Source organism: Nonomuraea sp. NPDC050663 (assembly GCF_044456985.1).
In the GTDB taxonomy this organism is placed as follows: Bacteria; Actinomycetota; Actinomycetes; order Streptosporangiales; family Streptosporangiaceae; genus Nonomuraea.
Genome location: NZ_JBITGL010000008.1, coordinates 466,795 through 479,623, shown reverse-complemented (window position 1 = coordinate 479,623; position 12,829 = coordinate 466,795). Strand labels below are relative to the sequence as shown.

At 70.7% G+C, this 12,829-nt stretch carries 11 protein-coding genes; 7 read left to right on the top strand and 4 right to left on the bottom strand.

What is annotated here, in order from left to right; all coding sequences use genetic code 11:
- Window positions 1-85: 85 nt before the first annotated feature.
- Window positions 86-1,876 carry a bifunctional metallophosphatase/5'-nucleotidase gene (locus ACIBH1_RS27255; RefSeq protein ID WP_397316755.1) on the top strand — a complete coding sequence of 597 codons (1,791 nt, stop codon included), beginning with the start codon at window positions 86-88 and terminating at the stop codon, window positions 1,874-1,876.
- 4 nt (window positions 1,877-1,880) lie between these two features.
- Here the strand turns inward: ACIBH1_RS27255 and ACIBH1_RS27250 are convergent, their stop codons facing one another.
- A complete protein-coding gene (locus ACIBH1_RS27250) occupies window positions 1,881-2,246 on the bottom strand; it encodes a pyrophosphatase (protein ID WP_397316754.1) in 366 nt (121 codons plus the stop codon).
- 55 nt (window positions 2,247-2,301) lie between these two features.
- Between ACIBH1_RS27250 and ACIBH1_RS27245 the strand changes: the two genes are divergently transcribed.
- On the top strand, window positions 2,302-3,270 hold the full coding sequence (locus ACIBH1_RS27245; protein ID WP_397316753.1) for an NAD-dependent epimerase/dehydratase family protein: 969 nt from the start codon (window positions 2,302-2,304) through the stop codon (window positions 3,268-3,270).
- Window positions 3,271-3,343: 73 nt separating this feature from the next.
- On the opposite strand, the gene ACIBH1_RS27240 is transcribed toward ACIBH1_RS27245, so the two are convergent.
- A complete protein-coding gene (locus ACIBH1_RS27240) occupies window positions 3,344-3,940 on the bottom strand; it encodes a TetR/AcrR family transcriptional regulator (protein WP_397316752.1) in 597 nt (198 codons plus the stop codon).
- A gap of 63 nt (window positions 3,941-4,003) precedes the next feature.
- Between ACIBH1_RS27240 and ACIBH1_RS27235 the strand changes: the two genes are divergently transcribed.
- From ACIBH1_RS27235 to ACIBH1_RS27215, 5 genes are all read left to right on the top strand, one after another.
- Window positions 4,004-4,906: an RNA polymerase sigma factor gene (locus ACIBH1_RS27235; RefSeq protein WP_397316751.1), complete on the top strand. Its 903-nt coding sequence runs from the start codon at window positions 4,004-4,006 to the stop codon at window positions 4,904-4,906.
- Window positions 4,907-5,158: 252 nt separating this feature from the next.
- Window positions 5,159-5,812 (top strand): hypothetical protein, encoded by a 654-nt coding sequence (locus tag ACIBH1_RS27230; RefSeq protein WP_397316750.1) that lies wholly within the window; start codon window positions 5,159-5,161, stop codon window positions 5,810-5,812.
- Between the two features lie 73 nt (window positions 5,813-5,885).
- Complete coding sequence (locus ACIBH1_RS27225) at window positions 5,886-6,824, top strand: ribose-phosphate diphosphokinase (RefSeq protein WP_397316749.1); 939 nt, start codon at window positions 5,886-5,888, stop codon at window positions 6,822-6,824.
- A 75-nt stretch (window positions 6,825-6,899) separates the two neighbouring features.
- The gene (locus ACIBH1_RS27220) at window positions 6,900-7,532 is read left to right on the top strand and encodes a maleylpyruvate isomerase N-terminal domain-containing protein (RefSeq protein ID WP_397316748.1); all 633 of its coding nucleotides are present in this window, start codon (window positions 6,900-6,902) and stop codon (window positions 7,530-7,532) included.
- A 122-nt stretch (window positions 7,533-7,654) separates the two neighbouring features.
- Window positions 7,655-8,476, top strand: coding sequence for an NAD(P)H-binding protein (locus ACIBH1_RS27215; RefSeq protein WP_397316746.1), 822 nt, complete (start codon window positions 7,655-7,657; stop codon window positions 8,474-8,476).
- Window positions 8,477-8,487: 11 nt separating this feature from the next.
- On the opposite strand, the gene ACIBH1_RS27210 is transcribed toward ACIBH1_RS27215, so the two are convergent.
- Together ACIBH1_RS27210 and ACIBH1_RS27205 are read right to left on the bottom strand one after the other, a co-directional pair.
- A complete protein-coding gene (locus ACIBH1_RS27210) occupies window positions 8,488-9,636 on the bottom strand; it encodes an FAD-dependent monooxygenase (protein ID WP_397316745.1) in 1,149 nt (382 codons plus the stop codon).
- Window positions 9,637-9,673: 37 nt separating this feature from the next.
- A complete protein-coding gene (locus ACIBH1_RS27205) occupies window positions 9,674-12,778 on the bottom strand; it encodes an AfsR/SARP family transcriptional regulator (protein ID WP_397316744.1) in 3,105 nt (1,034 codons plus the stop codon).
- Between the last annotated feature and the right edge of the window lie 51 nt (window positions 12,779-12,829).

Sequence of the window (12,829 nt, the reverse complement as noted above, 5' to 3'; positions counted from 1 at the left end):
TGGCAAACAACGCCATAAGCAGGACAGATGAATCGTTACCTTTGCGACATTTGATGCATAGCTACACCCCGTAACGTTCTCCCACATGACCTCACGTACCCTCCTCCGGCTCGCGGTGGCCGGAGCCGTGGCCGCGGGCGGGTTCGCTCTGGCGAGCATCCCGGCAGAAGCGGCCAAGCCCCCGAAGAAGGACGGTTCCGTCCGCCTTCTGACGATCAACGACTTCCACGGCAACCTGGAGACCCCCGCCGGGTCCAGCGGCCGCATCCTGGACGAGAACGGCGTCTTCGTCCAGGGCACCGGCGGCGCCGCCTTCCTGGCCACCGCCGTCAAGGAACACTGGGCCGCAGGCAAGACCAACGTCGTGGCCTCCGGCGACCTGATCGGCGCCTCGCCGCTGATCTCGGCCGCCTACCACGACGAGCCCACCGTGCAGATCCTCGGCAAGCTCGGCCTGGACGTCTCGGGCGTCGGCAACCACGAGTACGACGAGGGCATCGCCGAGCTCAGGCGTATCCAGAACGGCGGCTGCCACCCGGTCGACGGCTGCGCGCCCGCTCCTGGCGGCCGCTGGCGGGGGGCCGAGTTCCAGTACCTCGCCGCCAACGTGGTCGACGAGCGCGGCCGCTACCCGATCGCGCCGTTCAGCATCAAGATCGTCAACGGTGTCAAGGTCGGCTACATCGGCCTGGTCACCAAGACCACGCCGACGATCGTGACCGCCGAGGGCATCCAGGGCCTGACCTTCCAGGACGAGGTCGAGGCGGGCAACCGGGCCTCCAAGTGGCTGTCCAAGCTGGGCGTCAAGGTCCAGGTCGCACTGGTGCACGAGGGCGACGCCGTCGCCGTCGCCAGCCCCGACGCCTGCCCGAGCAAGGTCGGCACCGCCGGCGAGGTCATCGCCAAGGGCCTCGACGCCGCCGTCGACGTCGTCGTGATGGGCCACTCGCACCAGGCCTACATCTGCGAGACCGCCGACCCCAAGGGCCAGCGCCGCGTCTACACGCAGGGCTCCTCCTTCGGCCGCGTGCTCACCCAGATCGACTTCAAGGTCAACCCGCGCACCAAGGACGTCGACCGCGCCTCCGTCGTCGCCGACAACCACGTCGTCGCCACCCCCGCGGCGTACATCACCAACGCGGGCGGCACCGTCAACAGCGGGCCGTACACCGGCAGGCTCTACGCGCCCGACGCCGCCATCGACACGCTCGTCGGCCAGTGGAAGACCGCGGTCTCCGCCGTCGCCAACAAGCAGGTCGGCACCATCACCGCCAACATCGGCCGCGCCCCGGCCGCCTCCGGCGAGTTCCCGCTCGGCAACCTGATCGCCGACTCGCAGCTGGCCGCCACCAAGGCCGACGGCGGCGCGCAGATCGCCTTCATGAACCCCGGCGGCGTCCGCACCGACCTCACCTTCACCCAGTCGGGCAGCGAGGGCGACGGCGTCGTGACGTACGGCGAGGCCTTCGCGGTCCAGCCGTTCAACAACCTCACCCAGGTGATCACCCTCACCGGGGCCGAGCTCAAGACCGTGCTGGAGCAGCAGTTCGCCGGCGGCCCGAACAACCAGGTCGCGGCCGGCCGCATCCTGCAGCCCTCCTCGAACTTCACCTACTCCTACTCCACGAGCGCCGCCTGGGGCACCAAGGTGTCGGACATGAAGATCGACGGCGTCCCGGTGACCGACACCCAGACCATCAAGGTCGCGGTCAACAACTTCCTGGTCGGCGGCGGTGACGCCTTCGCCCAGTTCGCCGGCCGTACGGACAAGTCGCTGTGGAGCGGCCCGCTGGACATCGACGCGTTCGTCGCCTACCTGAGCGCCAACTCGCCGGTGGCTCCCCCGGCCCCGACCCACATCACGGTCCTGCCGTAAAGGATCACTCCGAGGCCCGCACTTCGGTGCGGGCCTCTTCTTTTGTACGGCCGGCGTCATCGGTACGGCTGGGCCAGGCGAGCCATTTCGCACCCACCTCCCCCTCCAGGTCCACGCCATGGTGGCGAGCCAGCAGCAGGACATGGCACAGCACGTCCGCCACCTCCTCCCCGAACCGGCGGTCGATCTCCTCCCTGCTCAACCCCCTGGTCCTGGCCTGGCCCGTCCGCATGAGGTAGGCCTGGGTGAGCTCCCCCATCTCCTCCTGGAGCTTGAGCAGGAACCAGGCGTCGTCGCGCTCGATGCCCACCCTGTCGGCGTACGTCCTGGAGATCGACTCGATCTGTTCGCTGAGGCGCAGAAGATGCATGCGCCAGGAGCTTAATCAGCCCTCTCCCGGTCTCGAATCGGACAGACTCCCAGATATGCGACTTCTTGTGCTGGGAGGAACCGAGTTCGCCGGGCGTGCCCTGGTCGAGACCGCGCTGCAGCGGGGCGACGACGTGACCGTCTTCAACCGCGGCACCCACCAGGCCCCCGCGGACGTCACGGCGCTGCGCGGCGACCGCCTCACCGACCTGTCAGCGCTGCGCACCGGCACCTGGGACGTCGTCGTCGACACCTGGTCGTGGGCGCCCTCGGCCGTGCGCGACAGCGCCGAGCTGCTGAAGGACCGCGCCGGGCGATACGTCTACGTCTCCAGCTCGTCCGTGTACACCTATCCCAGCGCCCCCGGCTCCACCGAGGACGCGCCCGTCATCGACGGCGACCCGGGCGGGGGCGACGCCGACTACGCCCCGATGAAGCGCGGCGCCGAACTCGCCGTCCTGGAGGCCTTCGGCGATCGGGCCATACTCGCGCGTGCCGGGCTCATCATCGGCCCGTACGAGAACATCGGGCGCCTGCCGTACTGGCTCACCCGCATCGCCCGCGACGGCCAGGTCCTCGCCCCCGGGCCCGCCTCGCTCGGGCTGCAGTACATCGACGTGCGCGACCTCGCCGAGTGGTGCCTCGACACGACGGCGGGAGGCGCGTACAGCGTCATCGGGCCTCCCGGGTTCGCGACCATGGGCGAGCTGCTGGAGACGTGCGTGTCGGTGACGGGATCCGGGGCGGAGCTGCGGTGGGTGCCAGCCGAGCCGCTGCTCGCCGCCGGGGTGCGGCCATGGATGGACCTGCCGATCTGGGCGCCGCCTGGCGAGCTGTACGACTCTGTGCACGCCTTCGACACGCGGAAGGCAGCGGTGCGGTGCCGGCCTCTGGCGGAGACGGTGGAGGACACGTGGAGGTGGCTGCAGGAGCTCGGCGGCGTGGCGCCCCAGCGGGCGGACCGGCCCCGGGTGGGACTGGACGCGGAGGTGGAGGCCCGGCTGCTGGAGAAGCTGGCGGGCTGACCGGCGCGCCACGCGGCCGTCGGGTCCCCGACGGCCGCCCTCGACATCGGGTCCCTGACGGCCGCCCTCGACACTAGAACCGCCCGACGGAGGGTTCCAGCAGATCGAACACCCGACGCGCATCCCCCGACACCGCCGCCGCGATCTCGGCGTTGCTCTCCCCCGCCAGCGTACGGCGCTGCACCTCGGCGAAGATCACCCGATGCGCCCCCGCCAGCTGCGCGGCCACCGCCCGAGCCATCACGTCATCCAGCTCCCCGAACTCCCACGCCAGCGCCTCCTCCCGCTGCTCGTGCAGATCCCGCAGCCGCGCGACCAACGTCGGGCTCTCCGCGATCATCCGCGAGAACTCCTGCCCCGCGAACCCGATGATCGGATCCTGGGCCGCGACCCCCTCCAGCAGGCTCCGCCTCAGCGCCGCGAACACCGTCTCGCCCTCCCCCCGCGCGGCAGCCGTGGCCGCCAGCCCGGCGACGAACTGCTCGTGATGGTCGAGCGCCATGTCCTCCTTCCTCGCGAAGTAGTTGGTGACGGTCATCTTGGACACGCGGGCGGCCTGCGCGATCTCGGTGATCGTGGTCTTCTCGAAGCCCTGCTCCACGAAGAGCCGGGTGGCGGCGTCCGAGATGGCCTCACGGGTCTCCAGCTTCTTCTGCTCCCTCAGGTTCACGCTTCTTAGGTTAGTCATAAAATTATGTTGACAACAACTTAGGTTCGACATAATCTTAGGTCCATGCAGATCTCTGAATACCTCAACCAGATCGCCCGCATCCCCCTGCTCACCGCCGACGAGGAAGTCGTGCTGGCCGAGAAGATTGAGGCCGGGCTGTTCGCCCAGGAGCGCCTGGACAACCAGCCCGACTGCGACCCGGCCCTGCGCGCCGACCTCGAATGGCTCGCCGAGGACGGCCGCCGCGCCAGGCAGCGTTTCCTCGAGGCCAACCTCCGCCTGGTCGTCTCGATCGCCAAGCGCTACGCGGGGCGCGGGATGGCGTTCATGGACCTCATCCAGGAGGGGAACGTCGGACTGATGCGGACCGTGGAGAAGTTCGACCACCGGCTCGGCTTCAAGTTCTCGACCTACGCCACGTGGTGGATCAAGCAAGCCATCGGCCGCGCCCTCGCCGACCAGGCCCGCACCATCCGGGTGCCCATCCACATGGTGGAGCAGATCAACCGCCTCGCCCGCATCGAGCGCCAGCTGGGAGTCGAACTGGGCCGCGAACCGACCATCGAAGAGCTCGCCGCCGCGGCGGAGCTGACGGCCGAGAAGGTCACCGAGATCCAGGGCTACGGGCGGGAGCCGATCTCGCTGCACACACCACTCGGCGAGGAGAGCGGCGGCGAACTGGGGGACTTGATCGAGGACACCGCGGCCGTCGACCCGGCCATGGCGGTGGACGCCGAGTTCCTGCGCAGGGACATCGCCGACCTCCTGGAGACGCTGACCGAGAGGGAGGCAGGGGTGATCGCCATGCGGTACGGGCTCACCGGGGCGGAGCCGATGACGCTGGACGAGATCGGGCGGGTGTACGGGGTGACGCGGGAACGGATTCGGCAGATCGAGGCCAAGACCATGTCCAAGCTCCGGCACCCGGGGCGCTCGACGCGACTGCAGGAGTATGCGGCCGCATGAGGGGGCCGGGCGAAGGGGTGGTGGCGCAGCACCTCCGCTCGCTGGGCGCTCGAGGCGGCGTAGCGCGGGGTGCAGCGGGGACGGTCGAGCGCGTGGAGCTGACGAACAGGGGCGGAGCGCGCGGAGGCGGGCATGCGGAGGCGGGGCGAGTGGCGGAGGCAGGGGCGAGCAGGCCACGCACTGCGCAGCCCACCACCCACCGGACCGCCGAGACCGGGAACGACTGAGCCCGTTCGCGCGTTGGCAATCTCGATGCGGTTCATCGAGTCGAGCGACACGAGCATAAGGTCGTCGGTCATCACGTTCCGTCGGCCCGGCATCCCCATGCAGTTCGTCCTCTTCCCCATGGTCCACATCGCGGAGCCCGCCTTCTACGAAGAGATCACCGCCCGCCTGAAGGGCTGCGGGCTGATCGTGGCCGAGGGTTACCCCATGGCCGAGATGAAGCGCCTGCGGCGACTGGCCGAGTATCGGCTGGACGACCTGGTCGATCAGGTGGTCGCGATGGACATCGAGTCGCTGGGCATCCCGATTCTCTGGCCGGAGCACTTCCATTCGGACACCCCGCCCTCCAAGCTCGACGAGCTCCTGTCGGACGCGGGTGCGGTGGTGACGTGGTTGAGCCGGGTGGCGTTCCCGAGCAATCTGCCCGACATCGATGACACGTCGCGCAAGGATCAGCCCACGAACCGCATCGCGAAGGCGTGGAATCGCATCACGGTGGAGGACCGGGACAGGGAGCTCATCTCCGCCCTGGGGAAGATCTACAAGATGAAGCAGCAGCAGCCGCTGATGGTCGCGGTGCTGTACGGGGCGTATCACATGACCGCGGTGGCCGAGTTCCTGACGGACAAGCTGGGATACCAGCCTGTCAGCGCGGAGTGGTTGACAGTCCGGCATACCTGACCACAAGCCACCAAAAGGGCGTTGGATAGGCTGCCGCACGGCCCTGATATTCCGCCCGCGTCAGGAAGAGTTCGTGCGCGACATCACAGTGTTCAGCGGCAGTGCCCACCCCGAGCTGGCTGAGGAGATCTGCGCCCAGCTCGGCACTCCGCTCCATCCGGTCCGTGTCAGCAGGTTCGCCAACGACTGTCTCGAGGTCCAGCTCCAGGCCAACTGCCGCGAGCGTGACGTCTTCCTCATCCAGCCGCTCGTCCCGCCTGTGCAGGAACACCTGGTGGAGCTGCTGCTCATGCTGGACGCCGCGAAGGGGGCGAGCGCGGCCAGGACGACCGTCGTGATGCCGCACTACGCCTATGCCAGGTCGGACAAGAAGGATGCTCCGCGGATCTCGATCGGTGGGCGGCTGGTGGCCGATCTGCTGGTCACGGCTGGCGCGAGCCGGGTGCTGACGATGACGTTGCACTCGCCGCAGGTGCATGGTTTCTTCAGCGTCCCGGTCGACAACCTGCACGCGCTCAACGAGCTGGCCGCGCATTTCCAGAAGGCCGATCTGGCCAACACGGTGGTGGTCTCCCCCGACCTGGGCAACGCCAAGGAGGCGGCGGCCTTCGCGCGTATGCTGGGCGTCGAGGTGGCGGTGGGCGCCAAGCAGCGTTTCAGTGACGACCGGGTGGTCATCAGTTCGGTGATCGGCGACGTCGCCGGCAAGGACGTGATCGTCCTCGACGACGAGATCGCCAAGGGGTCGACGGTGATCGAGCTGCTCGCCCGGCTCAGGGAGCGGGGGGCCAGGAACGTGCGCATCGCCTGCACGCACGGGCTGTTCGCGAGCGGGGCCGTGGAGCGGTTGAGCGCCGAGCCGAACGTGGTCGAGATCGTCTGCACCAACACCGTGCCGGTTCCCAAGCCGAGCGACAAGCTCACCGTGTTGTCGATCGCGCCGGCGCTGGCCGAGGCGATGCGCCGGATCCACGACGGGCAGTCGGTGAGCGCGCTTTTCAGTACGTCATGAGGCGCGCCACGAGGAGCGCCACGAGGCACGGCGCGCATGTCACATCATGAGCACGTCACGAGGAGGAACGACCGAATGATCAGAGAGTCCTACCTGCTCGCCGCGAACTCCGCGGTGTCGTTGCTGGGCGATCCGGCGGTGGCCGCCGCCTGGCACAAGCCCAGCGCATTGACGGAGTTCTCGGTGGGCGGGCTGGCCGCGCACCTGGCCAACCAGCTCGTGCGCGTCGAGGACGTGCTGGCGGCCGACCGCAACGGCGGCGAGCTGATTCCCGTGCTGCAGCATTTCGTGCGCTCGCCGTGGGTGCAGGCGGGTCTCGATCACGAGAGCAACGTGAGCGTACGGCAGGGCGGTGAGAAGGTCGCCTCGGAGGGTCCGGAGACGCTCACGGCCAGGGTCACCCAGCTGCTCGGGCGCCTCACCCGGGACGTGCCCGCGCAGGAGCCGGAGCGGGTGGTCTTCCTGCCGTGGGCGGGCTGGTCGCTCGATCTGGACGACTTCCTGCTGACCCGCATGATGGAGATCGTCGTGCATTCCGACGACCTGGCGGCCAGCGTGGGCATCTCGACTCCCGAGCTGCCCGCCGAGGTGATCGAGCCGGTGGTCGATCTGCTGGCCAAGCTCGCGGTGTACCGCCATGGCCCGACCGCGGTGATCCGCGCGCTGAGCCGTACGGAACGGGCCCCTGCCACGATCAGCGCTTTCTGATCTCCACAAATACCAGCGGCCTCCCCCATCCGGGAGGCCGTCGGTATTTGTGGAATGAATCGTTCCGTTCTGATATAGTGGAACCAATCGTTCCGTTCCACAAAGAACTGGGGTGCATCACCATGACCTTCCTCGTCACCGGAGCCACCGGCACCGTCGGCCGCCACGTCGTCACCGAGCTGCTCGAGGCGGGCGTCCAGGTCCGTGCGCTCACCAGGAACCCGGCCAAGGCCGACCTGCCCGCGGGCGTCGAGGTGGTCGGCGGCGACCTGGCCGACCCCAGCAGCCTGCGCGGAGCGCTCAAGGGCGTCGTCGGCGTCCACCTGATCAACTTCGCGGGCGACGACTACGCGCCGCTCGAGAACGGCGACAAGCTCGTGGAGGTGCTCGCGGAAGCCGGCGTCGAGCGGGTGACCGTGCTCGGCGGGCGGGCCGACGGCCCGCTGGAGACTGCGCTGGCGGGAAGCACGCTGGAGTGGACGCTGCTCAACCCGGTCGAGTTCATGTCGAACACGCTGCAGTGGTGGGCCGACAGCGTGCGCTACCAGGGTGTCATCCGCGAGCCGTACGGCGAGCGGCTCAGCGCGATGGTGCACGAGCGCGACATCGCGGCGGTCGCGGCCACCGTGCTCGTCGAGGGCGGCCACGGCGGTCGCACCTACACGCTGACCGGCCCGGAAGCGGTGCGGACCACGGAGAAGGTCCGGCAGCTCAGCGAGGCGATCGGCAAGGAGATCCGCTTCGAGGAGCTGACCGAGGAGCAGGCCCGCGAGATGTGGGCGGGGTTCGGCATGGGGCAGGACACGATCGAGTTCCTGGTCGACGCGCTCGGCAACACCCCCGAGGTCGGCTACACCGTGGTGCCGACCGTCGAGGAGGTCACGGGGAGGAAGGCGCGCTCCTTCGCGCAGTGGGCCGGCGAGAACGCGGCGTCGTTCCGCTGACGGAGCGCCGTTCACGCGAAGCTGTAGTCGGGCAGCCGGTGCTGCCCGGCTGCGCGCTTCTCCCCCTCCTTGGCCATCCGGTCGAGCAGGAACCGCTTGCGGAACAGCAGGTTGCGCAGCCAGATGCCGTACCTCCTGCGCGGCGCGAGGAACCGCCCGGCGTTGCCCTGGGCGGCGCCCTTCGCGAAGGACCTGAGGATCTTTTCGTACCTGTCGAAAGCCGTGCGGTAGTCGGCCTGCGACAGCTCACCGGCCAGCACGTAGGCGGCGGTCAGGGCCAGGCCGGTGCCGATCCCGCCGAGGGTGTGCGCGTAGCCGGCGTCGCCGATCAGCACCACGCGCCCGGTGGAGTAGCGGTCGATCTCGACGTGGCCGATCGAGTCGAGGTAGACGTCCGTCGCCCCCGCCAGGGCGGTGAGGATCTCCGGACCGCGCCAGCCCAGCCCGCGGTAGGCGTCGAGCAGGATCCGCTTCTGCTCGTCGGCCGAGTAGCGGTCGTAGGTGAGCTCGGGCGAGGAGAAGACGAAGAACGTCGGCGACTTCGAGCCGCCGACCTGCACCATCCGTCCTGGCTCGTTGTAGCCGACGGCCTCGTGCGTGATGGGTGCCATGTCGACCAGGGCGTAGTAGTAGTTGAGGTGCTTGACGTAGTCCTTCTCGGGGCCGAAGGCCAGCCGGCGCACGTTGGAGTGGATGCCGTCGGCGCCGACGACCAGGTCGAAGGTGCGGGGCGCGCCCTCCTCGAAGGTCACGTGCACGCCCGAGGCCGTCTCGGTCAGCGAGGTGATCGAGTCCCCGAAGACGTACTCACAGGTCGACGAGGTCAGGTCGTGGAGGATCTCGGACAGGTCGCCGCGCAGGATCTCCAGGTCGCCGCCGGTGAACTCGCCCGGCATCACCGCGAGCGGTTCGCCGTCGCGGGAGACGAAGGTGACGTCGGCGCCGCCCGTCTGGCGGCGCCGCACCTCCTCCAGGATGCCCATGCGGCGCAGGAGCTCCATGTGGGTCTCGCCCTTGAAGTCGACCGCCTGACCGCCGGGGCGCAGGGCGGGGGCCCGCTCGACGATGGTGACGGTGGCGCCGTCGCGGGCCAGCCAGTAGGCGAGCGCGGGGCCGGCGATGCTCGCGCCGGAGATCAGGACCGTGGTGGTGTTCGTCATGGGTACAGGGTCGTGAGCGGCGCTGACAGGTGATTGATCAGTCGCTGACAATCCGGTCGAGGGTTGTCAGCGCCTCCTCGCGGCTCATCGCGGCCCCGCGGGCGAAGACCTCGGGGCGGTCGCGGACGGTCTCGGCGGTCCGCGCGACGTCGGGGTCGCCGACGGCGGCCGTGCCGCGCAGGGCCACGGCGACGCCGAGCAGGAGGGCCGCGTCGTCAGGGGGTACGGCACCGGCCAGGCCTTCCACGGCGTCGGCCAGGTCGCTGACCAGAGGCGAGCGCCGCGCCAGCCCCACAGCACGCTCGTGGAGCGCTCGGGCTTCATCGGGGGCGTCGCCCCTGACCCGGGAAAGGCGCCCCAGCGCCGTCAGTGCCCTGGCCTTGGCGCCCTCCACCACGAAGCCGCCCTGACCGGCCTCCGCCAGCGCCCGCTCCAGCAGCGTGCCCGCCTCCTCCAGCCGCCCCTCCAGCCGGGCCAGCTCCCCCAGCCCCAGCGTCGAGCGCCCTGGCTGGCCGGCCTTGCGGAACAGCTCGTCCGCCCGGCGGTAGTCGTCGGCCGCCCCCTTGAGATCGCCCTCACGCACGAGCGCCTCCGCCCGCCGTACGAGAATGTCGCCGCACTCCTCCAGCGCTCCGAGCTCCTCCAGCAACACCAGCGCCTCCTCCCGCAGTGCGCGGGCACGCTGCCACTGGCCGCGCCAGGTCGCCACCATCGCCAGCCCGTCGAGCCCCTGCGCCACGCCCCACCGCTCGCCCAGCTCGCGGAAGGCCGCCAGCACCGCCTCCAGCTCCCGCTCGGCGCCGGCGGGGTCGCCGCCCATGGCCAGCAGCAGCGCGCGGCCGAGCCGGTTGAGCGCCCGGGTCCACGGCTCGCTGTCCAGCAACGTCACGTTGTCGGAGTCGAACGGCCCGGCGAGCATGCCGAACATCGCCACGACGAACGGATGACGGAACGGCGTCCGCGTGCCCCTGATGATCGCGGCCGCCCGTTCCCAGTGCGGCGGCCGCGCCCTGGGTACGGCGTGCACGACGCAGGCGACGTAGCTCTCCTCCTGGCCAGGAAGCTCCTCCAGCAGCCCCGCCGCCAGCTCGCCCGCCTCGCTCCTGCGCCCGCTCAGCCACCAGTACGCGGCCAGCGCGGAGATCATCTGCCGTCCGGTCAGCGGGTCGTGGCGCAGGGCGGCCATCAGGTTCGCGTGGTCGGCCGTGAGCGTGGCCAGCCATTCCAGCTGCTCGGCCCCGCGCAGGTGACCGTCGGCGCGGCGGGCGAGCTCCAGGTGGTAGGCGGCGTGCTCGGCGGCGACCCCGGGTGGCTGGTGGGCGGCGCAGAAGAGGCGGATCGTCTCCAGCATGCGGTAGCGCCCTCCGTCGATCACGACCAGGGACTTGTCGACGAGGTCGGTGACGTCGCCGCAGATCTCCTCGGCGGCCTCCAGCGTCGCCCCGCCCGCGAAGATCGAGAACCGGGCGGCCTGCCTTTGCTCCTCCGAGGTCAGCAGGTCCCAGCTCCAGCCGACCACGGAGGTGAGGGTCTGGTGCCTGGCGGCTGCCGTACGGTCGCCCCTGGACAACAACCGGAAACGCCCGTCGGCGGCCAGGCGGGCGGCGATCTCCTCGACGGGGAAGGTGCGCAGCCGGGCCGCGGCGAGCTCGATGGCCAGCGGCAGGCCGTCGAGGGTGGCGCAGATCGCCGTGACGGCGCCGGCGTTGGCGTCGGTGAGCTCGAAGCCGGGCCGTACGGCTGCCGCCCGGTCGGAGAACAGGCGCACGGCGGGGTAGGCCGCGGCCTCGGCGGCTCCCTGGCCGGGCGAGGCCGGGAGCGGCGGCGCGGGCAGGGGCGCGAGGGGGACGAGGGTCTCGCCGGTGAGGCCCAGCGCCTCCCGGCTGGTCACCAGGACGCGCAGTCCGCGGCACTCGCCCAGCAGGCGCCGCATCAGCCTGGCGACGGCGACGACCACCTGCTCGCAGTTGTCGGCCACGAGCAGCAGGTCGCGGTCGGCCAGGGCGATGGCCAGGCGGTCGGCGGGGTCGCCGACGGGCTGCAGGCCGCTCTCGCGCACGCCGAGCGCGCGCAGCACGGCCGGGGCGACGCCGGCCTCGTCGGAGACGGGCGACAGGTCGACGAAGCAGACCTCGCCCGCCTCCCGGGCGGCGAACTCGGTGGCCAGGCGCGTCTTGCCGACCCCACCGGGCCCCACGAGCGTCGTCAGCCGGGGCCTGCCGACCCCGCCGGGTCCCACGAGCGTCGTCAGCCGGGGCCTGGCGCCCTCGACGGCGTCCGCGGACGGCGACGGGCGGGACGGGCCGGCGCCACGTCCACCGGCCTGCGCCCCCAGGAAGCGTAGTTCCGCCTCGCGGCCCACGAAGCTCGTCAGCGGCGCCGCCACCCCGGCCCGGGGAGCGGGCCGCTCGGCGCGCAGAATCGCCACGTTGAGCTCGGCCAGCTCGGGCGAGGGATCGGCGCCCAGCTCGTCGGCGAGCCGCCGCCGGGCCGCGTCGAAGACCGCCAGCGCCTCCGCCTGCCGCCCGGCCTGCTGCAGCGCCCGCATGAGCAACCCGACGAGGCGTTCACGCAGCGGATGAGCGTCGACGAGCTCCCGCAGCGCGGCCACGGACGCACCTCCGGCCCCCTGGGCCTCCGCACCGCCCCCCGGCAGGCGCAGCCCGGCCTCCGCCAGGTCCTCCAGGGCCGACAGCCGCAGTTCCTCCAGCCGAGCCACCTGCGCCTCCCCGAAGGGCAGGTCGGGTAGGGCGGGGCCGCGCCACAACGCCAGCGCCTCACGCAGCGCCGCGGCGGCCGGCGCGGGATGCCCGGAGGCCAGCAGCCGCCGCCCCTCCCCTGCCAAGGCCTCGAACCGGTGCACGTCGACGGATCGCGCGGGCACCGCCAGCCGGTAACCGACGGCGTCGAACTCGACGGGCAGATGGCGCCGCAACCGGGAGACCTGTGCCTGCACCGCGTTGGACGCGCCGGCCGGTGGCGCGTCGCCGTACTGCCAGTCGATCAGTTGCTCCAGCGAGACGACCCGCCCAGCGTTGAGCAGCAGCATCGTCAGCAGCGCGCGCGGCCGGGGCCCGCCGACGGCGATCTCCTCGCCGTCGGCCGAGCGGACGACCAGGGGGCCGAGGATGCCGAAATCCATGGCCGATTCTCGCATTTCTTGTATTTCCTACCTAATGTGTGGAGAATCGAG